Source organism: Streptomyces sp. NPDC008086 (assembly GCF_042957325.1).
GTDB lineage: Bacteria > Actinomycetota > Actinomycetes > Streptomycetales > Streptomycetaceae > Streptomyces.
The window spans coordinates 271,930-294,868 of the sequence record NZ_JBIBIA010000003.1; the positions used below are offsets into that span (position 1 = coordinate 271,930).

Genomic DNA, 22,939 nt, shown 5'->3' on the forward strand with positions numbered 1-22,939 from the left:
GACCGGGTAGGTGGGCCAGGGACGCCTGCCCGGTTCTTCGGTGATGCGGCGTCGCCCGGTCGGGCGCAGACTGGACGGGTGAGTGGCACGTACTTGCGACGTGGCGAGACCGCGTCCTCACCCCGCTCGGCACCACGACAGACGGTGGCGCTCACGGCGATGATGTTCGCGGTCGCGATGACGTTCATCGACCAGACCATCGTCGCCATCGCCGCCCCCGACATCGTCCGTGAACTGGGGCTGTCGGCGTCCGGGATGCAGTGGGTCGTCAACGCCTATCTGCTCGCGCTGGCCGCGTTCTTCGCCCTGGGCGGGCGTCTCGCGGACCTCTACGGGCCGCGCCGGGTGGTCGTGGTCGGCACGCTGGTGTTCGTCGTCTCGTCGGTGCTGTGCGGCTGCGTCCCCAGGGGCGACGTGGCGCAGGGCTGGCTGATCGCCTTCCGGGCCACGCAGGGCTTCGGCGCGGCGCTTCTCTTCCCCGCGGCGCTGGCCGTGGTGGTCGCGGTGTTCCCGCCCGACCGGCGGGGCCGGGCGCTGGCGTTGTTCTTCGGGCTCTCCGGCGCGCTGACCGCCATCGGGCCGCTCCTGGGCGGCTGGCTCACGGGCTGGACCTGGCGCGCCGTGTTCTGGGTCAACGTCCCGGTGGCCGTGGTGGCCCTGGTCCTCACCGCGCTCGCCCACGTCTCCGACCGGCGGCGCGCCGGCACCCTCGACGTGCGCGGCGCCGTGCTCATCGCCGTCGGCATGGGTCTGAGCGTCCTCGGCTTCCAACAGGCGTGGTCCTGGGGCTGGGACAGCGCGGCGACGTGGATCTGCGTCGTGGGCGGCCTCGTGGTGCTCGGCGTGTTCGTCGCGTACGAGCGCCGTGTCCGCCATCCACTGATCGATCTGCGGGTCTTCAAGGACAAGGCGTTCAGCGTGGACGCGGCGGTGCTGTTCTTCTCGATGCTGGCCTTCGTCCCGCTGTTCTTCTTCGCCTCCGTGTACGCCCAGGTCTGTCTGAGCGCCTCCCCCAACCAGGCGGCCCTGTTCCTGCTGTACTTCTTCGCGGGGTTCGCCATCGCCTCGCAGTGGGGCGGCCGGATCCTCGACAAGCAGGGCGCGCGCCCGGCGTTGAAGATCGGCACCGTCGTGGGCTGCGTCGGGTTCGCCCTGTGGGCGGGCGAACTCACCGATCTGAGCATGCACGACCAGTGGCCCTACGCGGCCCTCGCGGGCGCCGGCATCGGCTTCATCCTCGCCCCTGCCTCCACGGACGCCGTCAACCGCTCCATCGGCGCCTCCTACGGTGAGGTCACGGGCATCACCCAGACCGTGCGCAACTTCGCGGCGAGCGTCGGTCTCGCCGTCCTCGGCACCGTGTTGACGCATGTCACCCACACCAACGTGGTCAACACCCTGGAATCCCGGGGCCTGCCCCCGAACGTGGCACACGACGTCGCCCGAGACATCACCGACTCCGTCACGGGCAACGGCGACGCCGCCCCGCCCACCGGCACGGGCCCCGCCGCGACGACGATGCGCGACGCGATGAGCGCGATCCGCATGGACTTCGCCGAGGCCAACCAGTGGGTGTTCTACGGCATGGCCATCGCCCTGGGCATCGCCTTCCTCTGCGCCCTTCGCCACCCGGGCGGCCGCGCGGTGACACCCGAGCAACCGGAAGAATCCCCGACCCCGGCGAGCCGCCCCGACCCGGGCACCGGCACCTGACGTCGGGCCGTCGACCCGACCAACGGTGTCCGTCAGATGTCGTACGGTGGGTCGCCGGGCTCCGTGGCGGTGGAACCCGTGGCGGCGGTGAGGCGGCGGTAGGCCGCGCGGGCGTGGAGCAGGCGGGCCAGGCCGGTGCCGACGAGGGCGGCGACGAGCAGGCAGGTCAGCCAGAAGGTGTCGCGGTGCGCCACCCACGTGAGGATGCCGGCGGGCGGGATGGCGAAGCCGTTGAGGAAGAGCCAGCACAGCAGGGCGGTGCCGGGGGCCGCGGTGAAGCGGGCGCACAGGCCGAGCAGGGCGGCGAGCAGGGAGAGCACGGCCAGGGCGAGGCCGGGGCGGTCGGTGCCGACGACGGAGTTGAGCAGTGCCACCAGCAGCAGCGCCCCGCCGCACGCCGCGGCCCAGACCAGCGGGGTGGCGACGGGCCGTGGGACCGGCCTGGCACCGCTGCTGACGGACACCCACTCGATCATGCTGACGTTCCCTCCCCATCTCCCCGATGCGGACGGAGACGGGACTCCGGTCCCCCGGCATCGGTGCCGCGGATCCTGGCCCGCCCATTGTCCCAGGCTTCCCGCGGCCGCCTTCCCCACGGTCAACTCCGGGCGCTCGTTAGGGTGTCACCGAACGTCGACCGAAGAAACACCCGAACCAGTCAGGGGGGCAGCCGTGGGGGTCACGCGTCTGAGCCGTACGCCGTTGCCGGGCATCGGGGTCCGTTACGACCTCACCACGCGCGAGCAGCGTCGCCTGTCGGTGGTCGCCCACCGGGACGGAACGCGGACGCTGAACGCCTACCGGCGGGACGACCCGGACGCGTCCGCGCTGTCGGTGCGGATGACGTCGGGCGAGGCCGAGGCCCTCATCGACGCCCTGATGCCGGCGCACCACAGCCCGAACCTGCTGTCCACCACCGAACTGGGCCTGGTGGCCGAGCGGATCGAGCTGTCGTCGCTGTCGCACTGGAACGGGCGGGTCCTGGGCGACACCCGGATGCGTACCGAGACCGGCGTGTCCATCGTGGCCGTCCTACGGCGCGCCGAGGCGATCCCCTCCCCCGGGCCGGACTTCCGGCTGGCCGGCGGCGACATCCTGATCGTAATCGGCACCCGCGAGGGCGTGGACGCGGCCGCCGGCATCCTCGGCCGGGAGTGACCGGCCGGCGGCGAGCGCCGGTCGCCGCCGGCGGGCGGAGCGGGTGAGGCGGCGGGCGAGCGGCTCGGTCCAGCGGGCGGCGAGCGGGCCGAGGACGACCAGGATCAGGACGTAGGCCGTGGCCAGCGGACCGATGCGTGGCTCGACGCCGACGGCGAGTCCGGCGATGACGATGGAGAACTCGCCCCGTGCCACCAGGGTTCCACCGGCCCGCCAGCGTCCCTTCGAGGAGATCCCGGCGCGACGGGCGGCCCAGTAGCCGGTGGCGATCTTCGTGAGGGTGGTCACGGTGGCCAGGGCGAGGGCGGGCAGCAGCACGGGCGGGATGTCCGCGGGGTCGGTGTGCAGGCCGAAGAAGACGAAGAACACCGCGGCGAACAGGTCCCGCAGCGGCGTGAGGAGGTTGCCGGCCCCTTCGGCGACCTCGCCGGACAGGGCGATGCCGACCAGGAACGCCCCAACCGCGGCCGACACTTGGAGGTGCTGGGCGATGCCCGCGACGAGCAGGGTGAGGCCGAAGACGACCAGCAGCAGCATCTCGGCGCTGTCCGAGGACACGGCACGGCTGATCAGGCGCCCGTGCCGCAGTGCCACGTACAGCACGGCGCCGACCGTGCCGAGGGCGATCAGCAGGGTCACGGCGCCGCCCGCGAGGCTCACCCCGGCCAGCAGGGCGGTGAGGATCGGCAGGTAGACGGCCATGGAGAGGTCTTCCAGGACCAGTACGCCGAGCACGACGGGCGTCTCGCGGTTGCCGAGCCGGCGCAGGTCGCCGAGGACCTTGGCGATGACGCCGGACGACGAGATCCAGGTGACTCCGGCGAGGGCCACGGCGGCGACGGGTCCCCAGCCGAGCAGCAGGGCCATGGCGGCGCCGGGGGCGGCGTTGAGGACGAAGTCGACGGCGCCGGAGGGGTATTGGGTCTTGAGGGTGTCGACCAGTTCGGAGGCGCTGTACTCCAGGCCGAGCAGGAGCAGCAGCAGGATGACGCCGATCTCGGCGCCGGTGGCGACGAACTCCTCGCTGGCCTGGAGGGGGAGGATGCCGCCGTGGCCGAAGGCGAGTCCGGCGAGCAGGTACAGGGGTATGGGTGAGAAGCCCACCCGGCCGGCGAGGCGGCCCAGCAGTCCCAACACGAGGATGATCGCCCCGAGTTCGATGAGCATGGCAGCGGTGTTGTGCACGGGCGTCGGACCTCCGTGATCGGGTTCGGCGGCGTCTGTGCCTGTTGCGGGTGCAGGCGGCCGGGCGTGAGCTCCGGACGGGCCGTTGGGTGCTGTCGCCGGTACGCGTGCCGTGGCCGGGACCGGTGGGATTCATGGCGTCGCCCGGCCTGACAGGTGTCGAGGCCGGTGCCCCGGAACGGAGCGCGAGGGCTCAGGGGGCGGCGCGATGGGGTTGTGGCGCCCCGGCGGCAGGGCGGGGCGGGGCGCTGGTCAGCGCGCGGGGCGCCTGGCCGGGTCGGGGGCGCTGTCGGTATCAGGGACGCCGTCGCGGGCGGCGTTCTCGACGCGGACCGGGACGTCGACGCGCACGGGGACGTCGACGTGCACAGAGACGACTCTGCCCATCCCACGCCCCCTCACGCCGGCCGGAATTCGGCGACGACCACCCCAACGACCGAGCGAGCCCTCGCTCAACGGAGCGTAAGAGCTTGGTAAAGGATTCTAGCGCACCCCAACAGCCGATCATCGTAGGGACGTTGAATCACCGGCCTGCCGGGGCGTCAGAAGTACGGCGGAAGGCGCCGCTCCGGGCGGGCGCGATGGGGGTCGAGCAACTGCACGGCGATACCGGCGAGGACCAGGCCGGTGGCGATGAGCAGGCCGTCGGGCAGCACGACGCCGGTGACCAGTACGGCCAGGGCGGTCAGGAGCAGCCACCACGCCCCGGTACGCCGGTACTCGCGGGGCGGTGCGGGGCGCCCGGCGCGCAGGGCCTCGGCGAACCGGGGATCGTCACGTGCGAGGCGTGCCTCGAGAGCGACCAGACGCTCGTCGTCGGGGTGGGACATGGCTCCTCCTTCCCTGAAGACCGTCACCGTCCAGGGGCGGTTGAGAGACGGTGGGCTGATGGGCCATGGGTGGCTTCTCCGACGCCGCGCGTCGTGCACAAGGTCAGGCAGGCTGTCGGCGTACCACGCGTCTGCCGGTCGGGGGCGCCTCGCCGCTCCCGCCCACTCCCGCCACTGCGCCCATCAGTCATCCTTCCTGTCGGCGCACACGCACAAACGCTCGACGAAGGACCTGCACGAACCCTGCCGACGGCACCCGTGGCTCCGTCACCCGGGCGAAGAGGCGCTGAACGGCGGGCGCGCACAGCACGGTCATGACGGCGACGGCGACCAGCGTGACGGTGATCTCACCGACGGGCTGCCGGATCCAGGCGGGCTCGTACCAGTTCCAGTACTTGGCGGCCTGGGCCACGAAGCCGTGCAGCAGGAAGCCGGACAGCGTGCCGGCGCCCAGCGCGGTGAACCACGTCCGTCGCCCGGGCACCCAGGCGAGGAAGCAGGCGACCAGGGAGACGGAGCAGCCGAAGGCGGCCAGGGTCATCACGGGGCCGTACCAGGCCGGCGCGGCCAGTTCCTCGGCGCTCTCGCTGTGGAAGAACCAGGCGTAGTTCATCCACGAGACCGCCCAGTACGCGACGGCGAGGGCACACACGACGACCGGCACCGCCAGGACGCGTGCCGCCCGGCGGCGGACCAGCCGGAGGTGCTCCGGCCGCAGCAGCAGGCCCAGCACGAAGTACGGCAGGAACTGCAGGACCCGTTGCAGACCGAGGTCGTCGCCGATCGACGGCGAGAGCGTGGCGAGCATGGCGACGGCGAGCGCGAGGGGCAGTGGCCAGCGGAGGAGCCGCCAGACCGGGGACGTCAGCCGCCAGATGAACAGCGCTGCCAGGAACCAGGTCAGGTACAGCGGGTCCAGCAGGCTGATCGGCCGGTCGGGATCCTCGCTGGTCCACCGTGTGAAGAGGGTGTACGCCACCTCGAAGACCAGATAGGGAACCGCCACCCGCCTCAGCAGGCGTCCGATCCCGCGCGGTTCCGCCTCGAAACCGCGCGAGAAGTAGCCCGAGATCACCGCGAACAACGGCATGTGAAAGGCGTACACCAGCATGTACAGCGCGGTGACGGTCCGGCTGCCGTCCCGCAGCGGCTCCCAGGCGTGGCCCACCGCCACCAGCAGGATCGCCAGGTACTTGGCGTTGTCGAGAAACGGGTCCCGCTGCTCGGCCCGTCTCTCACCCGCCCTTGCGGACGACAGCGGCCGCTGCCGTCGTTCCGGTGCGCGTGTGACAGTGGTTACGGGTGTGGCGTCAGCGGACATCGCCAGCACCCTAAGCACATCTCCCGGTGCCGGTTCAACCACACCGTCGGCCGACGCACACGTATGAGCCACTCCGTGCGGGGGCGCGCACGGAGTGGCCCACCGGTCACGCGGCGGCCGGGGCGGGGCCGCCGACCAGCTCCGAGAGCACGTCCTCCATCGTCACGAACCCGATCACCTTGCCGCCCTCGCCCAGGACGGCCGCGAGATGGCTGCCCTCGGCGCGCAGGGCGGTGAGGGTGTCGTCGAGCGGGGTGTCGATACGGACCCGGGTCACCGGGTGCAGGGCGCCCGCCGGGAACGGCCGCTCGCGGTCGGCGACGCCCAGGGTGTCCTTGATGTGCAGATAGCCGAGGAGGGCGCCCTCGTCGCCGGTGACCGGGAAACGGGAGTAGCCGGCGTCGGCGGCCACGCGCTCCAGCCCGGCCGGGGTGACGGTGTGGTCGACGGTGCGCATGCGCCGCGCCGGGACGAGGATCTCGCCCACCGGCCGGGTGCCCAGCTCCAGGGCGTCCCGCAGGCGCTCGCCGTCGGCCGGGGTCAGCAGCCCGGCCTCGCCGGACTCGACGACCATGCGCGCCAGCTGGTCGTCGGTGAAGACGGCCTCCACCTCGTCCTTCGGCTCGACGCGCAGCAGCTTCAGCAGGGCGTTGGCGAAGGCGTTGATGCCGAACACGAAGGGCCGCAGGGCCCGGGTGAGCGCCACCAGGGGCGGGCCGAGCAGCAGCGCGCTGGTCACCGGGGCGGCCAGGGCGATGTTCTTCGGCACCATCTCGCCGATCAGCATGTGCAGATAGGTCGCCACGGTCAACGCGATCACGAACGCGACCGGGTGCACCAGGGCGTGCGGCAGGCTGACGGCCTCGAAGCCCGGCTCCAGCAGACGCGCGATGGCCGGTTCGGCGACCGCGCCGAGGACCAGCGAGGAGACGGTGATGCCGAGTTGGGCGGTGGCCATCATCGCGGACAGGTGCTCCAGGGCCCACAGCGTCATCCGCGCCCGCTTGTCGCCCTCGCGGGCACGGGGTTCGATCTGGCTGCGGCGCACGGAGACCAGGGCGAACTCGGCGCCGACGAAGAAGGCGTTGGTCAGCAGTGTGAGGGCGCCGATGGCGAGTTGCAGGGCGGTCATGGGGCGTCCTCCGCGAGTTCGGCGGACCGTGCGAGGGCCGGTTCGGTGATGCGGACGCGGTCGGCGCGGTGGTGGTCGACGTCGAGGACGTCGAGCTGCCAGCCGTCCAGGTCGAGCAGGTCGCCCTTGGCGGGGATCCGGGCGAGGCGGGTGGCGATCAGTCCGGCGACCGTCTCGTACGGGCCGTCCGGCGCGGTCAGTCCTATCGCGGCGAGCTCGTCGAGGCGTACGCCGCCGTCCGCCTCCCACACCGCGCGGCCGTCGTGGGTCGCCGGGGCGGGCTGCAGGTCGGGAGCCTCGACGGGGTCGTGCTCGTCGCGGACCTCGCCGACGACCTCCTCCACGATGTCCTCCATCGTGGCCACGCCCGCCGTACCGCCGTACTCGTCGATGACGACGGCCATGGTGCGGGTGGCCCGCAGGCGCTCCAGCAGCCGGTCGGCGGTGAGGCTGTCGGGGACGAGGAGGGGCTCGGTGGCCAGGTCGGTGACCGGTGTGAGGAGCCGCTGCCCGGGTTCCAGGGCGAGGACGTCGCGGATGTGGACGGTGCCGATGACCTCGTCGAGGCTGTCGCGGTAGACGGGGAAGCGGGACAGGCCGGTGGCGTGGGTGAGGTTGGCCGCGTCGGCGGCCGTCGCGTGCGCTTCGAGTGCCTTGACGTCGACCCGTGGGGTCATGACGTTCTGTGCGGTCAGCTCGCCCAGGTGCAGGGCGCGGACGAACAGCTCGGCGGAGTCGGGCTCCAGGGCGCCCTGGGCCGCCGAGTGCCGGGCGAGCGCGACGAGTTCCTCGGGGCTGCGGGCGGAGTCCAGCTCCTCGGCGGGCTCCAGGCCGATGCGCCGTACGACACGGTTCGCGGTGTTGTTCAGATGGTGGATGAACGGGCCGAAGGCGGCCGTGAAGCCGCGCTGCGGGCCCGCCACCACCTTCGCGACCGCGAGCGGCCGGGAGATCGCCCAGTTCTTCGGCACCAGCTCGCCGATCACCATCAGCACGACGGTGGAGACGACCACGCCCAGCACGGTCGCCACGGACGGGGCGGCCCCGCCCAGGCCGAGCGCCTGGAGCGGGCCGCCGAGCAGCGCCGCGAGCGACGGTTCGGCGAGCATGCCGATCACCAGGGAGGTGACGGTGATGCCGAGCTGGGCTCCGGAGAGCTGGAAGGTCAGCCGGCGTACGGCCTTCAGCGCGCCCTCGGCGCCGCGCTCGCCGGCCTCGGCGGCGCGCTCCAGCTCACCGCGCTCGACGGTGGTCAGCGAGAACTCGGCCGCGACGAACACGGCGCAGGCCAGAGTGAGCAGGAGGGCCAGCAGGAGCAGCAGGACCTCGGTCACCGTGCCACCCCCGTTCCCTCGTGCGCGTACGGCGGGCGGGGTGTGGCACGGCTGGTACTGGGAGGCTCACCCATCGCGGGCTCGTGTCTCCTTCTCGGTCGGACGGACATCCCGGTTCGGCAGGGCCTCTCGGTTCTTGACTGCACGGGGCGTCGGCCCTTCGGCAGGCCCGACCACCCTATGCTTCTACTCGCTTGTAGAGAACGATCCGGCACTCCCGGTTGTTCCCACGGATACACACGTACGCACGTGAAGGAGTGAACGCCACGATGGTGTTCAAACGACTGCTCGGCTCGCTCGGCGTGGGCGGCCCCACGGTGGACACGATCCTCGACCCGGGCCCCGTCCGCCCCGGCGGCACGCTCACCGGCCAGGTCCATCTCAGGGGCGGGCACGCCGACTTCGACATCGAGCACATCACCCTGGAGCTGGTGGCGCGGGTCGAGGCCGAACACGAGGAGGGCGAGAGCGAGGGCGCCGTCGCCTTCGAACGGTGCACGGTCGGCGGCGCTTTACGGCTCGCCGAGGGCGAGGAGCGGTCCGTGGCGTTCAGCGTGCCGCTGCCCTGGGAGACCCCGGTCACCGAACTGTACGGTCAGCCCCTGGGCGTCGTCCTCGGTGTGCGCACCGAGGTGTCGGTGGCGGGCGCGAAGGACAAGGGCGACCTGGACCCGCTGACCGTCGGCCCCCTGCCCGTGCAGGAGGCGGTCCTGGAGGCGCTCGGGCAGCTGGGCTTCGGATTCAGGTCGGCCGACCTGGAGTCCGGCCGTATCGCGGGCACGGGTCAGCAGCTGCCCTTCTACCAGGAGATCGAGATCACCCCGTCGCCGCGGTACGCGCACCAAGTGAACGAGATCGAGGTGACCTTCCTCGCCAACCCGGCCGGCATGGAGGTGATCCTGGAGGCCGACAAGCGCGGCGGCCTCCTCTCCTCCGGCCACGACGCGCTCACCCGCTTCACCGTCGGCCACCACGACTCCCGCGACTGGAACGCGGAAGTCGACGGCTGGATCAGGCAGCTGACGGAGCAGCGGGCGGCGTACGGCTCCCCTGCCGCGTACGGACCCGCCCATGACGACCACCACGACGAGGGACACCGCTCCGGCCCCGGCATGGGCACCGCCGTCGCCGCGGGCGCGGCCGGACTCGCGGTCGGTGTCGTCGGCGGCATGGTGGCGGCGGAAGTCGTGGACGAGGTCGGGGACTTCTTCGAGGGCGAGGAGGAGGAGGGCGAGGAGGGCTGAGCGCAGACACCTGGTAACTTCTACAGTACTGTAGAAGTCAACGACGTATGGAGCCCTCATGGCCCTGTGGGACCGCATCAAGGAGTCCGCATCGACGATGCAGACCCAGTTGGTGGCGAAGAAGAACGACCTCAGGAGCGGCGCCTTCCGCGACGCGAGCATGGCGATGTGCGCACTGGTCGCCGCGGCCGACGGCACCGTCGACCCTTCCGAGCGGCAGCGCGTGGCCCAACTGATCGCCGGTAACGAGGTGTTGCAGAACTTCCCCGCCGACGATCTGCGCCGGCGGTTCGAGGAGAACCTGAACCGGCTCACCACCGACTTCGACTTCGGCAGGGTGAGCGTGCTGCAGGAGATCGCCAAGGCGAAGAAGAAGCCCGCCGAGGCGCGCGCCGTCATCCAGATCGGCATCGTCATCGGCGGCGCGGACGGCGACTTCGACAAGGACGAGCGTGCGGTGGTCCGCGAGGCGTGCTACGCGCTGGACCTGCCGCCGCACGAGTTCGACCTCTGATCGGACGGCTTCCCCATCTGCCTGCGCCTGCGCCGGGCGGACGCGACCCGTGTCCGCCCGGCGCGGTGTGTCAGCGAATGTCGTCGGGGTCGAGGTCCTTGCCGAGGACCAGGGTGACCACGCCCGCCGCGGCGTCCGACGCCTGTGTGGCCCGCACGCCGGGCAGCCGGGCGGCCAGCGCCGCCGCCTGCTTCTCCAGGCCTGCCGGGTACGTCACCGTCGTCCTGTCGGCGTCCTGCGGGGCGTTGCCCGTACCGGCGACGCCGAGGCCGGCCCTGCCCAGCTTCTCGGCGACGGTGGCGGCCCGACCCGAGACTCCCGTGCCGTTGAGGACCCGGACGCGCACGGAGGAGGCGTAGACGGGGTTCTCGGCGTCGGCCTCCAGCTGCTTCTTGTCGACCTCCCTGTCCTTGGCCAGGGCGGTGAACAGGTCGGTGGCCTGCGGGTACTGCCAGACGACGTTGGCCCTGTCGGTGGGCACGTCGGCCTCGCGCGGGTAGTTGGGCACGGTGAGGAAGCTCAGTCGGTCGCTCGGGATGCCCTTGAGCTCGGAGGCGAGCGCGTACAGCGGTTTGATGCCGGCCAGGTCCGGGTCCGTGGTCAGGGACTTGGTGGCGGACCCCAGGAAGCCGTACAGCGCCTTCGGGTTGGTCAGCTTGTCCTGCGCCTTCTCGGCCAGGGCGTTCATGAACTCCTGCTGGCGTCCGATGCGTCCGATGTCGGAGCCGTCGCCGACGCCGTAGCGGACCCGTACATAGCCGAGGGCCTTCTCGCCCTCGACGGTCTGGCAGCCGGCGGCCATGTCGAGGCGGGCCTTCTTCGAGCGGATGGCCTGCTCGGGGCAGACCTCGATGCCGTCCAGGGCGTCGACCATGCCCTTGAATCCCTGGAAGTCGACGGACATGAAGTGGTCGATGCGCAGGCCCGTGTTGGCCTCGACCGTCTTGATGGAGCAGGCGGCGGCCCCGGCGACCTCGCCGCTGGTGCCGCCGATCGCGAACGCCTCGTTGATCTTGGCGCGGTGCAGCGTGGAGTTGCTTCCGTCGCCCTTGTCGCACACCGGTATCTCCACCCACGAGTCACGCGGGAACGACACGACCGCGGCCCATTTCCGGTTCGCGGGGACGTGCAGCACCATCAGCGTGTCCGACTGCATGGTGTCCAGGTCCTTGCCGTACTCGGCGTTGGCGCCGTCGCGGCTGTCGGAGCCGACGACCAGGATGTTCTTCGAGCCCGGGCTGAGGTTCTCGGGGCGGTCGCCGCCGATCTTGTCGTCGACGTCGGCGGACTTGATGTTGTTGTCGAGGTCGTTGTATACCCAGGCGCCCACCCCGGCGACGCCGAGGACGACCACCGAGGCCACTCCCCCGCTCCAGGCCAGGATCCGCCCCCGCCGCGTCAGCCTGGTCCGCCCCGCGCCCCCGCTCGACGTACGTCGCCGCCGCCCTGTTCCACTCATCCGCGCCCCCTCTGTAGATGTACGTCCGTAGTGGTACGGCCGAAAGGCCCCGGCCCCCTCACCATGAACAGACGACGATCTTCGCGGCATCCGTTGCCCGGAGCTCACGAATTTCTCGCGCACTCCCGGCCCGAGGCGATCAGAGAGGCGTCGCCGCCCGCAGGATCAGGACCATCGTCACCGCCGAGTTCGCCGACGACATCGCCGAGACGGCCGTCCCCGCCGCCGCGCACCACGCCGCCATCCCCACCGAGGTGAACAGCGACGGCCAGTGCCGCGCCGACGGAGCGGGGCCGAGCAGGGCGGCCACGCGGCGCGGTACCGGTCCGGGCGCGGCGAAGCCCGCGAGCGTGGCGATCGGAGTGCCTTGGGACACCAGCGCCGCCTTGCCGATCGCGCACGCCACCGCCCTTCGGCTGCCGACGGCTCGGGCGGCCTCTTCGTCGGCCCACCGCTCGGTGATGTACGACACGGCCGTGCGCAGCGGGCGCAGGAACGGGTTGGCCCGTGCGGCCAGTTGGACGGTGAGCAGGAAGCGGTGGTGCCGCGCGGTCAGATGGGCGCGCTCGTGGGCGAACAGCGCCCGGCGTTCGGCGGGTTCGAGGCGGTCCAGCAGGGCCGTGGTCACGACCACGCGGTCCCGGCGACCACCCGGCAGCGCGTACGCGTACGGCACGTCGTCGGGGAGGACGGCGACTCCGGTCGCCGGGAGTCCCGCCAGCGCCCGGTGGGCCTGGTGGCGCACCCGGCCGTGCCGCCACAGGGTCCGCCCGCAGGCCGCGACCACCGCGCACAGCGCCGGAATCGCCGCCTTGCCGACGACCTCGTCGAACGGCACCGCGGCCCGCACCTCGGGGTCCGACCAGCCGTCGGGCAGCGGGTTTCCCGGCAGTTGGGCGGTGCCCACCACCATCACCAGGCCCAGGCACACCGTGCTGCACAGCGCCATCACCGCGGCCACCGCGGTGAGCAGCCGAGTCGCGGTGCGGGGATGCAGGTGCTGCTCGGCGAGGCGTGCGATCGGCCATGCCGTCAACGGCAGGACGAGCGGCAGAAAGACGAAGACCCCCATGAGGTGTCAGGCTTCCCCTTCGCTCCCGGACTCACCCAGCAGCTCACGCAGCAGCCGCTCGTCGTCCGGCCCGAGGCCGGTGACGAAGCTGGCCAGGACGGCCTCCCGGTCGCTCTCGCCGTCCAGCACCTTGCGCATCCTGTGCGCCGCGAGGCCCGCCTGGTCCGAGGCGGGCGTCCAGGCGAAGGACCGGCCCGCGCGCTCCCGGGTCACCGCGCCCTTGGCCAGCAGACGGGTCAGGATCGTGATCACGGTCGTGTAGGCGAGGTCGCCGCCGAGCCGCTCCTGCACCCAGCCGGCCGTCGCCGGGCCGTCCGCCTCCTGCAGCGCCGACAGGACCAGCGCCTCCAGCTCGCCCTGTCCCCGGCGCCCGGAACGCTGCCGGTGATCCGTCATGCCCTGTCTCCCTTCCGCTGACCTGTGTCATGTGCGATACATCGAGCGGTACATCGTAAGGAAAGCAGAGACGGCACGGGAAAATCAGCAGCCGTTCCCGACCCAATCTACAGTGCTGTAGATTTCAGAGGCCCGGCTCTCCCCAAGGACAGGACCCACATGTTCGGACTGAGCGAACTCGCGATCATCCTCCTCGTCGTCATAGCCGTCCTCTGCGCGAAGAAGCTGCCCGAACTGACGCGCTCGGCGGGCAAGTCGGCGCGCATCCTCAAGGCCGAGGCCCGGGCGATGAAGGACGAGGACGATCCGGCGGCGCCCCGGGTGATCCAGGGGGAGACCGTCGACCCGGACACCCCCAAGCCCCAGGGCACTCAGCAGCACCCACAGTGACCGTCGGAGCCCGCTCCCCGGGCTCCCCCACCCCGTTTCCACGCCCTCCGGATTCGTCTCTTTGATCATCCGTTCCGTCGTTGAGGTGAAAAAGCAGGCGAAATAGGCGACTTCACGGCCACAGCCCTACCGTGATCATTGTGCCTTCCGATCCGCGTGACCAGCCGCTGACCACCGGTTTCCTCCTCCCGCCGCGTTCCACACCGGGGCTGACTTCCGCGATACCCGACAGCGGTCACCGTTCGAGGTGACCACCTGATCGCTCGATCACACAGGGTTACGGAATTGGGGTGTGGGGATGGTGGGGGATTCGTCCGCCGCGGACGCGATCGTGGGACTGGGGTGCCGACCGCCCGGCGGGCTCGTGGATCTGGCCGGGCTGTGGGAGGCGCTGGCGGCCGGGCGCGATCTGGTCGGCGAGGTCCCGGCGGACCGGTTCGAGGCAGCGCGGTTCGTCGACGCGCAGATGGCGCGGCCGCGGAAGTCGTACACCGCCGGAGGCGGGTTCCTGACGGACTGGTCCCCGCTGCGCACCTTGCCCGCCCCCCGCCTCGCGGCTCTGCCGCCCGCCGACGGCGAACTCGGCGGACACTCCCGGCAGGACCTCGTGGCAGCCCTGGCCGGGCTCTCGGCGGACGAGGCGCTCCAGGCCGTCAGCGCCACACTCGCCGAACTGCCGGCCCGGATCCTCCGGAGCGACGTCGCACGCCTGGATCCGCGACAGCCGCTGCAGGACCACGGCGTCGACTCCCTGATGGCCGTCGAGCTGCTCACCACGCTGCGGCAACGCCTCGACGTCGAGATCCCGCCGATGGAACTCCTCCAGGGCGGCATCACCCTCACCGACCTCGCCCGCCATGTGCTGCTGCGCCTCGGCGTCCGCACCACCGACACCGCCAACGGCTGAAAGAGAGGCCTGCCATGGTGACCTGTCAGAAGACCGACGGACCGGCGACGTTCCGCGCCGACGGCCTGCTCAGCTTCGGCCCGCTCATCGGCGGCGCCACCACCTCCGGTCCCACCGACTGGGTCTACGCGATCCGCGCGAGCGCGCTGATCGACGATCCCATCGGCGCCACCTGCTACCGCAACGCGCTCAACAGCGGGCGCATGAGCCCCGACGCCCACCCCGAGACGATCCTGGGCCGCTGCGCCCTCGCCGGACCCGACCACCTCGATGCGGCGCTGCGTGCCGCACGGGACGCGGCGCGCGAGTGGGGCGGCAGCCCGACGGGCCGGCGCGCGACGCTCGCCGAGGCGTTCCGCGCCAGGCTGCGGGAACACGCGGACACCCTGACCGGGCTGCTGGTGGAGGAGGGGCACCCGGTGCGGCTGGCCCGCGCGGAGGTCGCCGACCTCCTCACCTTCTTCGGTCCGGAGACCACCCAGTGGTGCCTGCGGCAGATGGAGAGCCGGCACACGGCCGAGGGACGGTCGGTGGTGCTGCGCCGGGTACCGGACGGCGTGGTGTGCGTACAGCCGCCGCAGAACACCCCGGCCCTGGGTGTGGGCGCGGCGTTCCAGTCGGTCCTGGCGGGCAACGCGCTGGTGGTGCGGCTGTCCCGGCACGCGCCGATCGCCGCCATGTACCTGCTGGCACGGATCGCCGTGCCCGCGCTCGCCGACGCCGGCGCCCCGCCGGGCGTGCTGTCGGCGCTGTGCACCGACCCCGCCCAGGCGTTGGACGCGTGGCTGGCCAGCCCGCTGGTGGACGACGTGCTGTACTTCGGCGACTCGATCCGCGGGGAGCAGTTGGAGCGGGCGTGTCTCGCCGCGGGCAAGAAGCCGGTCCTGGAACTCGGCGGCAACGACATGGTCGTGGTCTGGCGGGACGCGCCGCTCGACCGGGCCGTGGCGGCGCTGATGGAGTCGTACCACGGCAGCGGCCAGATCTGTTGCGCGCCCCATGTCGCGCTGGTCCACCCGGAGATCGCCGACCAGCTCACCGACCGGCTGACCGAGCGGGTCAGGGCACTGCGGCCCGGCTTCCCGGACGACCCCGAGGTGGTGCTGGCCGCCACGCCCCACACCGCCGGGTACGACGCCACCCTCGCCGACGCCCGGCGGGCGGGCGCCCGGGTGCTGGCCGGCGGACGCCATCTGGACGTCCACGGCCACGAGTGCGACGTCGCCGTCTTCGCGGAGCCGGCGCTGGTCCGCGTCGACGGGCTCGGCCGGGCGCGGGAGTTGCGCTCGGTCCGGTACGAGACGTTCTTCCCGCTGCTGACCCTGGCCGTGCCCCACCCGGTCGGCGACGACGCCGAACTCCTCACCGAGATGGTGTCGTTCGTCGCCACCGGTGCGTACGGACTGCGCAACTCCCTGTGGACGCGGTCCGAGGAGGTCATCGACCGGTTCGTCCGGGACGTGCGCTCCTGCGGGCAGCTGCGGGTGAACGACTCGCACCTCGCGGGCGTCCCGTTCCTGTCCAACCACGGCGGGCCGGGCCTGAGCGGCGACCGGTTCGGCGAGCTCAACTACCCGATGCTGCGCACCAGCCGCCTCCAGGGCGTGTCCGTCGCCCGGTCCGCGCCGCCCGCCGAGGCTGCCGTGCCGTACGTCCCGGCGCTGCCGAGGCCGAGGGTGGAGGCCGTCCGGGAGTACCCGCCTGGCTGGCCGCCCGAGGAGCTGCCCGGTGGGCTGCCGGCGCCGTTCACCGAGGCGTTCCACCACGACCCGTACCCGACGCTGCGCTGGCTGCGTGAGCACCGTCCGGTGAGCCGGGTGGTCAGTCCGGACGGTCCGGGCTGGCTGCTGACCCGGTACGACGATGTCCGCGCCGCGCACACCGATCCGCGGGTGACCTGTGACAGCAAGCGCGTCCCGGCCGGTCTGATGTGGCTGCGGCACTGGCCGTCCGAGCTGCGGGAGCGGCTGTTCGTGCATCTGCTGGACAGCGACGACCCGCGCCACGGCGAACTGCGGGCGATCATGCGGCCGTTCTTCACGCCCACCCGGCAGGAGCAGTGGCGCACCCGGGTGCAGCGCATCGTCGACGCCCGGATCGACCGGATCGTGGACCGGGGCCGCGGTGACCTCATGGCCGCGGTGGCCCATCCGCTGGGCGGCAACGTCCTGTTCTCCGTCCTCGGCGCCACACCGCCCCAGATGAACCATCTGCGGGCGATGATCTGGCGTACCGCCGAGTGGAACAACGACGTGCCCTATGTCGCGGCGCTCGCCCACGAGGTCGACGGTTTCGTGCGGGCGGCCGTCGCCGAGAAGCGCCGCTCCCTGGGCGACGACCTGATCTCGCTGCTGGTCCGGGCCCGTGACCAGGACGGTCTGATCAGCGAGGACGAACTGCACGGCCAGGTCATGATGATGCTCGTGGCGGGCCAGGACCCCAGTATCAACAGCGTCGGCAACAGCCTGCACGCCCTGCTCGAACACCCCGACCAGCTCGCCGCGCTCCGCGCCGACCCCACCCTCATCGGGACGGGCATGAACGAACTGCTCCGCTACGAGAGCCCGTTGCCGTTCACGAGCTGGCGGGGCACGCTCGAACCCGTCGAGTTCGGCGAGGTGACCGTCCCCGCGGACGACACCCTGTTCCTGTGCCTCGGCGCGGCCAACCGAGACCCCGCGCGCTTCCCCGACCCCGACCGTCTCGACCTGTACCGCACCGCGCCGGGCCATCTCGCGTTCGGCCACGGCGCCCATTACTGCCTGGGCGCCCATATCGGTCGTATGACGGCCGAGGCGGCCGTCACCACCGTGCTGCGCCGACTACCCGGCCTGCGACCGGACGGCACGCCGCGGTGGCGGCCCAGCATGTTCGAGCGCGGTCTCAGCGTCCTGCCCGTCGCCTGGGACGTCCCACGGAAGGGCGCCGCCCGGTGAAGTGCTCCGAGATCCTGATCGAGATGACGCACGCGCTGTGGGGGGTGGCGCGGAGTCGGGCTTCGTCGAGGCCGGTGACGGTGTCGGCGGGCGCCGCTCACTCTCCGGCCGCTCCCGGCGGCAGCCGGTCGGAGGAGGCTCGCAGGACGTCGACCAGGGCGGCCACCGTCGGCCGGTCCTCGGCGAAGGAGCGGAAGACGACCACGATGTGACGTTCCATCTTCTCCTGCAGTTCCAGCACGTCGAGGCGGGACGGGCGCAGTCGCAGCATCAGGTCCGTCACGACGCTGACGCCGACGCCGGACTCGACCAGCGCGAGGGTGGCGGCCGTGTCGGTCACCTCGTGGCGGACCTGTGGTTCGAAGCCTGCTCGACGGCAGGCGGTGAGCACGGCACGGCCGTAGTAGCTGCCGACGGACGGAAGGATCCAGCCATGGTCGCCGGCGTCGGAGAGGGAGACGCGCCGTCGGCCCGGCATCGCCCCCGCGGGTACCGCGAGCGAGAAGCGCTCCCGGAACAGTTCGCGGACGCTCAGCGACGGATCGCGGGGGATGGGCACGTCCGGGTAGTCGAGGCCGAGCGCCAGGTCGACTCCGCCGCCGGCGACCGCGTCGTACACCTCGTCCACGTCCATGTCCCTGCTGCGGACGGTCACGCCCGGATGCAGCTCGCGGATCCGCCGCAGGGCCGGCGGCAGGATCTCGGCGGCGGCGGTCGCGAAGAGGCCGATCCGCAGCGTCCCGGAGATCTCGTTGCGGGTGCGCTCCAGCGCCTCGACGGCCTCGGCCTCGGTGGTGAGGATGCGCTGGGCGTGCAGGGCCAGCGTCGCCCCGGCGTCCGTGAGTTCCACCCGGCGTCCGGCTCTGCGCAGCAGCCGCATGCCGGTGGCCTTCTCCAGCGCCGCGATCTGCTGGGAGACGCCGCCGGGGGTGTATCCGAGGGCCTCCGCGACGGCGGTGATGGTGCCGCGCCGGGTCAGTTCCACCAGGGCACGCAGCTGCGCGCTCGTCCAGTCCATATAGGGACTCTAAAAGGTCTCCCGCAGTAACTGTTGATGGACGTCAATGTTTGGGCTGCTGCACGATGACGAACAGATAGCTGACCGGCATCCCTCTGGACCTCTGTACTTCCGTACCCACAGCCTGCAAGGGAGTGGTCCGTTGTCCTCCTCCGTCCACCGTGCCGTTCCGTCCCGCGCCAATGTCGTGATCATCGGTGGTGGTGTCATGGGCACGAGCGTCGCGTTCCACCTCGCCGAGGCGGGGGTACGCGACATCGTCGTCGTCGAGCGCGGTGACCTCGGCTGCGGCAGTTCCGGCAAGCCGATCGGGGGCGTGCGCGCCCAGTTCTCCGACCCGCTCAACATCGAGTTGGGCAGCCGCAGCCTGCGTGCCTACGGGGACTTCCCGCACCGGCCGGGCGCCGGCATCCGGCTCGACACCGTCGGCTACCTCTTCCTGCTCGACGACGAGGAGCAGGTGAAGGCCTTCGAGGCCGGAGTCGCCCTGCAGAACAGCCTGGGCGTGCCGAGCCGCATGATCGGCGCCGACGAGGCACGGCGCCTGTGTCCCTACGTCAGCACCGAGGGCTTGGTGGCCGCCGTCCACTCCCCCGCCGACGGACACGCCCGGCCCGCCCTGGTCGTCCAGGGCTACGCCCGGGCGGCCGCGCGGGCCGGCGTCGTCCTCGCCACCCACACCGCCGTCACCGGCCTCGACACGGCCGGGGAACACGTCACCGGCGTACACACCGGCCGCGGACGCATCGCCTGCGCCACCGTGATCTGTACGGCGGGTGCCTGGTCGGCGCGGATCGGCGCCATGGCCGGAGTCGACCTCCCCGTGCGGCCCGTGCGACGGCAACTGGCGTTCACCGAACCGCTGTTGCCGCCCGCGCCGCGCATCCCGTTCACCATCGACTTCTCCTCCACCGCCTACTTCCACAACAGCGACGACGGGCTGCTGTTCGGGCTGGCCGACCCCGGCCAGGAGGACGGCTTCGACACCACCTGGACCCCGGAGTGGCTGGAGCTGTTCCGCGCCGCCGCCCGCCGCCGCGCCCCGGCGCTGGCCGAGATGCGGACGGTCGGCGGCTGGGCGGGCCTGTACGAGGTCACGCCGGACCACAACGCCCTGATCGGCCGCTCCGGCGCCGTCCCCAACTTCCTTTACGCCACCGGGTTCTCCGGCCACGGGTTCCTCCAGGCGCCCGCGGTCGGCGAGATCGTGCGCGATCTCTACCTGGGCCGTGAACCGTTCACGGACATCTCCCCGCTCAGCGCCGACCGGTTCCGGCACGGCGCCCGGATCCGCCCCGAAGCCCACGTGGTGTGACCCCCGTAGGAGGGCCGACGCATGTCAACGATCAGTCAGTGGCGGCTGCGGGCCGCGTTCGCGGAGCGGCTGTCGCGGATGTACGGGCAGGAGGTGCCCGCCTACACCACGCTCGTGGACGTCTCGCGCGAGGTCAACGAGGACGTGCTGCGAGAGCGGGGCGCCGACGCCGAACGCCTGGGCTCCATCGGACGGGTGACGGCCGAGCGGCACGGGGCGATCCGCGTCGGCACCCCGCGGGAACTCCAGCAGGTCGCCCGTGTCTTCGGCGCTCTCGGCATGCGCCCGGTCGGCTTCTACGACCTGCGGGAGGCCGCCGCGAGCGCGGTGCCCGTCGTCTCCACCGCCTTCCGCCCGGTCGACGGCGAGGAACTGGCCCGCAATCCCTTCCGGGTGTTCACCTCCATGCTCACCCCGGCCGACCCCCGCTTCTTCGACGCCGACCTGCGCGCACGCCTGGAGGCCTTCCTCGCCGCCCGCGAGCTGTTCCCGCCGGAGCTGCTGGCGCTGGCCGACCGGGCCGAGGCCGACCGGGAGCTGCCCGAGGAGGACGCCGAGCGGTTCCTCCGACTGGCCGTCGGCGCCTTCGAGTTGTCGAGCGAACCGGTCGACCGGGCGTGGTACGGGACCCTGGAGCGGATCTCCGCCGTCGCCGCGGACATCGGCGGGGTCCGCAGCACCCACATCAACCACCTCACCCCGCGCGTCCTCGACATCGACGAGCTGTACCGCCGTATGACGGAGCGCGGCATCGAGATGATCGACACCATCCAGGGCCCGCCGGCCTGGAAGGGGCCCGACGTGCTGCTGCGGCAGACCTCCTTCCGGGCGCTGGCCGAGCCGCGCGCGATGCGTCTCGCGGACGGCAGTGTCGTGAGCGGCGCGCTGCGGGTGCGCTTCGGCGAGGTCGAGGCCCGCGGCATCGCCCTCACCCGCCAGGGTCGCGCCCTCTACGACCAGCTCCTGGGCCGGGTCGACGAGCGGGCGTCCCACAGTCCCGCCGAGGCCCGCGGTGACATCGCGCGCGCCGTGTGGGAGCGGCACATGCCGGGCAGCGAGGAGGAACTCGCCGCGCGGGGCCTCGCGTACTTCACCTACCGGCTCGTGGACGACCGGCCCCGCGACGGGAGCGCGCCGCCCGCCACGCCCGGCGAACTGGTGGAGCGGGGCTGGGTGCGGGCCGAGCCCATCGTCTACGAGGACTTCCTGCCCCGCTCGGCCGCCGGGATCTTCCAGTCCAACCTCAGCGGCGAGGGCACCCGCGACAACGGCCGGGAGGGCACCGCCTACGACACGGCCTGGCTTTCCGGCGCCGTCGGACGCGAGGTGCTGGACCCGTTCGCGCTCTACGCGGAGCAGCGCGACGCCTCCCTCACGGCCGTGTGCGAGCGGCTGGGCCTCGCCCCCTCACCACTCACACCCCCTGACCGGACAAGGAGCATCATGACCCGCACCGCCCTGCCCACGACCGACGAACTGCGCGCCCGCGCCCGCACGGCCCTGGACCGCATCGGAGCCGTCGTCCCCGAGGGCGGCGACTTCCAGGCCCGCACGCCCCTCACCGGCGAGGACCTCTTCGGGCTGCCGGCCGCCACCGGGGCCGACACCGACGAGGCGGTCACGGCCAGTCGTGCGGCCTTCCTGACCTGGCGCACCACGCCCGCCCCACGCCGTGGTGAACTCGTGCGCCGACTGGGCGAGTTGCTGCGCGAGCACAAGAGCGACCTCGCGGACCTCGTCACCATCGAGGCGGGCAAGATCCGCTCCGAGGCGCTCGGCGAGATCCAGGAGATGATCGACATCTGCGACTTCGCGGTCGGTCTGTCCCGTCAGTTGTACGGCCGTACGATCGCCTCCGAACGCCCCGGCCACCGCCTCGCCGAGACCTGGCACCCCCTGGGTGTGGTCGGCGTCATCTCGGCGTTCAACTTCCCGGCCGCCGTGTGGTCCTGGAACACCGCCGTCGCCCTCGTCTGCGGCGACACCGTGATCTGGAAGCCCTCCGAGCTCACGCCGCTGATCTCCCTGGCCTGCGACCACCTGCTGGCCCGCGCCGCCGACGAGGCCGGTGCGCCGCGCGACGTGCACCGGCTCCTGCTCGGCGACCGGGCGGTGGGCGAGAAGCTGGTCGACGATCCCCGCGTCGCCCTGGTCAGCGCGACCGGTTCGACCCGCATGGGCCGCGAGGTCGGTCCCCGGGTCGCCGCGCGCTTCGGCCGCAGTCTGCTGGAACTCGGGGGGAACAACGCCGCGATCGTCGCCCCGTCGGCCGACCTGGACCTCGCCGTCCAGGGCATCGTCTTCGCCGCGGCCGGCACGGCGGGCCAGCGCTGCACCACGCTGCGCCGGCTCATCGTCCACCGCGACATCGCCGACACGCTCGTCGAGCGGCTGACCGCCGCCTACGGCAAGCTGCCGATCGGCAGCCCGTTCGACGAGACGACCCTGGTCGGCCCGCTCATCTCCACCAAGGCCCTCGACACCATGCGGGCCGCCGTCTCCCGCGTCCAGGCCGAGGGCGGCAAGGTCCTGGCGGGCGGCAACCGGCGGCTGTCCGAGGCCGCGCCTTCCGCCGCCTACGTCGAGCCGGTCCTCGTCCGCGTCGACGAACAGACCGACGTCGTACGGGAGGAGACCTTCGCGCCCATCCTGTACGTCCTCACCTACGACACCCTGGAGGAGGCCATCGCCCTGCACAACGACGTCCCCCAGGGCCTGTCCTCCAGCATCTTCACCCGCGACCAGCAGGAGGCCGAGATCTTCCTCTCCGCCGCCGGCTCCGACTGCGGCATCGCCAACGTCAACATCGGCACCTCGGGAGCCGAGATCGGCGGCGCCTTCGGCGGCGAGAAGGACACCGGCGGCGGCCGCGAGTCCGGCTCGGACGCCTGGAAGGCCTACATGCGCTCGGCCACCAACACCATCAACTACTCCAGCGAACTCGCCCTGGCCCAGGGGGTCAGCTTCCTCTGATCGCCGTCCCGGCGTGCGTGTGCCGCGGCGAGCAGGAGGGAG

General features: G+C 72.1%; 19 protein-coding genes and 2 pseudogenes. 10 read left to right on the forward strand and 11 right to left on the reverse strand.

Annotated features, from left to right (window positions below; translation table 11 throughout):
• The first annotated feature begins 159 nt into the window (after positions 1–159).
• On the forward strand, positions 160–1,713 hold the full coding sequence (locus ACFZBP_RS11470; protein ID WP_391412996.1) for an MFS transporter: 1,554 nt from the start codon (positions 160–162) through the stop codon (positions 1,711–1,713).
• A gap of 32 nt (positions 1,714–1,745) precedes the next feature.
• Here the strand turns inward: ACFZBP_RS11470 and ACFZBP_RS11475 are convergent, their stop codons facing one another.
• A complete protein-coding gene (locus ACFZBP_RS11475) occupies positions 1,746–2,189 on the reverse strand; it encodes a hypothetical protein (RefSeq protein WP_391412071.1) in 444 nt (147 codons plus the stop codon).
• Between the two features lie 403 nt (positions 2,190–2,592).
• Between ACFZBP_RS11475 and ACFZBP_RS11480 the strand changes: the two are divergent.
• Positions 2,593–2,799, forward strand: a pseudogene (locus ACFZBP_RS11480) (cation:proton antiporter regulatory subunit); the annotation flags it as partial.
• On the opposite strand, the gene ACFZBP_RS11485 reads toward ACFZBP_RS11480, so the two are convergent.
• The 6 genes from ACFZBP_RS11485 to ACFZBP_RS11510 all read right to left on the reverse strand — a co-directional run bounded on the left by ACFZBP_RS11485 (position 2,746) and on the right by ACFZBP_RS11510 (position 8,673).
• A complete protein-coding gene (locus ACFZBP_RS11485; protein ID WP_391412073.1) occupies positions 2,746–4,056 on the reverse strand; it encodes a cation:proton antiporter in 1,311 nt (436 codons plus the stop codon). The pseudogene ACFZBP_RS11480 and the gene ACFZBP_RS11485 overlap by 54 nt on opposite strands.
• 252 nt (positions 4,057–4,308) lie before the next feature.
• The gene (locus ACFZBP_RS11490) at positions 4,309–4,443 is read right to left on the reverse strand and encodes a hypothetical protein (RefSeq protein WP_383443497.1); all 135 of its coding nucleotides are present in this window, start codon (positions 4,441–4,443) and stop codon (positions 4,309–4,311) included.
• Positions 4,444–4,598: 155 nt separating this feature from the next.
• Complete coding sequence (locus ACFZBP_RS11495) at positions 4,599–4,886, reverse strand: DUF3040 domain-containing protein (RefSeq protein WP_391412075.1); 288 nt, start codon at positions 4,884–4,886, stop codon at positions 4,599–4,601.
• 187 nt (positions 4,887–5,073) lie between these two features.
• Complete coding sequence (locus ACFZBP_RS11500) at positions 5,074–6,207, reverse strand: acyltransferase family protein (protein ID WP_391412077.1); 1,134 nt, start codon at positions 6,205–6,207, stop codon at positions 5,074–5,076.
• A gap of 106 nt (positions 6,208–6,313) precedes the next feature.
• Positions 6,314–7,339, reverse strand: a complete 1,026-nt coding sequence (locus ACFZBP_RS11505; protein ID WP_383443488.1) for a hemolysin family protein — start codon at positions 7,337–7,339, stop codon at positions 6,314–6,316.
• The gene (locus ACFZBP_RS11510; protein WP_391412079.1) at positions 7,336–8,673 is read right to left on the reverse strand and encodes a CNNM domain-containing protein; all 1,338 of its coding nucleotides are present in this window, start codon (positions 8,671–8,673) and stop codon (positions 7,336–7,338) included. The genes ACFZBP_RS11505 and ACFZBP_RS11510 overlap by 4 nt, the downstream gene beginning before the upstream one ends.
• Positions 8,674–8,942: 269 nt before the next feature.
• Between ACFZBP_RS11510 and ACFZBP_RS11515 the strand changes: the two genes are divergently transcribed.
• Entirely contained in the window at positions 8,943–9,917 is a 975-nt protein-coding gene (locus tag ACFZBP_RS11515) for a sporulation protein (RefSeq protein WP_391412081.1), read from the forward strand.
• A gap of 58 nt (positions 9,918–9,975) precedes the next feature.
• A complete protein-coding gene (locus ACFZBP_RS11520; RefSeq protein ID WP_383443479.1) occupies positions 9,976–10,431 on the forward strand; it encodes a tellurite resistance TerB family protein in 456 nt (151 codons plus the stop codon).
• Between the two features lie 70 nt (positions 10,432–10,501).
• Here ACFZBP_RS11520 and ACFZBP_RS11525 read toward each other — a convergent pair whose 3' ends face one another.
• The 3 genes from ACFZBP_RS11525 to ACFZBP_RS11535 form a co-directional block, all read right to left on the reverse strand.
• Positions 10,502–11,890 carry an LCP family protein gene (locus tag ACFZBP_RS11525; RefSeq protein ID WP_391412085.1) on the reverse strand — a complete coding sequence of 463 codons (1,389 nt, stop codon included), beginning with the start codon at positions 11,888–11,890 and terminating at the stop codon, positions 10,502–10,504.
• Positions 11,891–12,029: 139 nt separating this feature from the next.
• Entirely contained in the window at positions 12,030–12,962 is a 933-nt protein-coding gene (locus tag ACFZBP_RS11530; RefSeq protein WP_391412088.1) for a M48 family metalloprotease, read from the reverse strand.
• A gap of 6 nt (positions 12,963–12,968) precedes the next feature.
• The gene (locus ACFZBP_RS11535; RefSeq protein ID WP_383443470.1) at positions 12,969–13,358 is read right to left on the reverse strand and encodes a BlaI/MecI/CopY family transcriptional regulator; all 390 of its coding nucleotides are present in this window, start codon (positions 13,356–13,358) and stop codon (positions 12,969–12,971) included.
• A 159-nt stretch (positions 13,359–13,517) separates the two neighbouring features.
• Between ACFZBP_RS11535 and ACFZBP_RS11540 the strand changes: the two genes are divergently transcribed.
• The 3 genes from ACFZBP_RS11540 (at position 13,518) to ACFZBP_RS11550 (ending at position 17,591) form a co-directional block, all read left to right on the forward strand.
• Complete coding sequence (locus ACFZBP_RS11540) at positions 13,518–13,748, forward strand: twin-arginine translocase TatA/TatE family subunit (RefSeq protein WP_383443466.1); 231 nt, start codon at positions 13,518–13,520, stop codon at positions 13,746–13,748.
• Positions 13,749–14,046: 298 nt separating this feature from the next.
• Positions 14,047–14,655, forward strand: coding sequence for a phosphopantetheine-binding protein (locus tag ACFZBP_RS11545; RefSeq protein WP_391412091.1), 609 nt, complete (start codon positions 14,047–14,049; stop codon positions 14,653–14,655).
• A 14-nt stretch (positions 14,656–14,669) separates the two neighbouring features.
• Entirely contained in the window at positions 14,670–17,591 is a 2,922-nt protein-coding gene (locus ACFZBP_RS11550) for an aldehyde dehydrogenase family protein (RefSeq protein WP_391412093.1), read from the forward strand.
• A gap of 97 nt (positions 17,592–17,688) precedes the next feature.
• Here the strand turns inward: ACFZBP_RS11550 and ACFZBP_RS11555 are convergent, their stop codons facing one another.
• Complete coding sequence (locus tag ACFZBP_RS11555) at positions 17,689–18,609, reverse strand: LysR substrate-binding domain-containing protein (protein WP_391412095.1); 921 nt, start codon at positions 18,607–18,609, stop codon at positions 17,689–17,691.
• A 142-nt stretch (positions 18,610–18,751) separates the two neighbouring features.
• Between ACFZBP_RS11555 and ACFZBP_RS11560 the strand changes: the two genes are divergently transcribed.
• The 3 genes and pseudogenes from ACFZBP_RS11560 to ACFZBP_RS11570 all read left to right on the forward strand — a co-directional run bounded on the left by ACFZBP_RS11560 (position 18,752) and on the right by ACFZBP_RS11570 (position 22,897).
• The gene (locus tag ACFZBP_RS11560) at positions 18,752–19,924 is read left to right on the forward strand and encodes an FAD-dependent oxidoreductase (protein ID WP_391412097.1); all 1,173 of its coding nucleotides are present in this window, start codon (positions 18,752–18,754) and stop codon (positions 19,922–19,924) included.
• Positions 19,925–19,945: 21 nt separating this feature from the next.
• Positions 19,946–21,334, forward strand: a pseudogene (locus ACFZBP_RS11565) (2-oxoadipate dioxygenase/decarboxylase family protein); the annotation flags it as partial.
• 33 nt (positions 21,335–21,367) lie between these two features.
• On the forward strand, positions 21,368–22,897 hold the full coding sequence (locus ACFZBP_RS11570) for an aldehyde dehydrogenase family protein (protein ID WP_391412997.1): 1,530 nt from the start codon (positions 21,368–21,370) through the stop codon (positions 22,895–22,897).
• Positions 22,898–22,939: the final 42 nt, after the last annotated feature.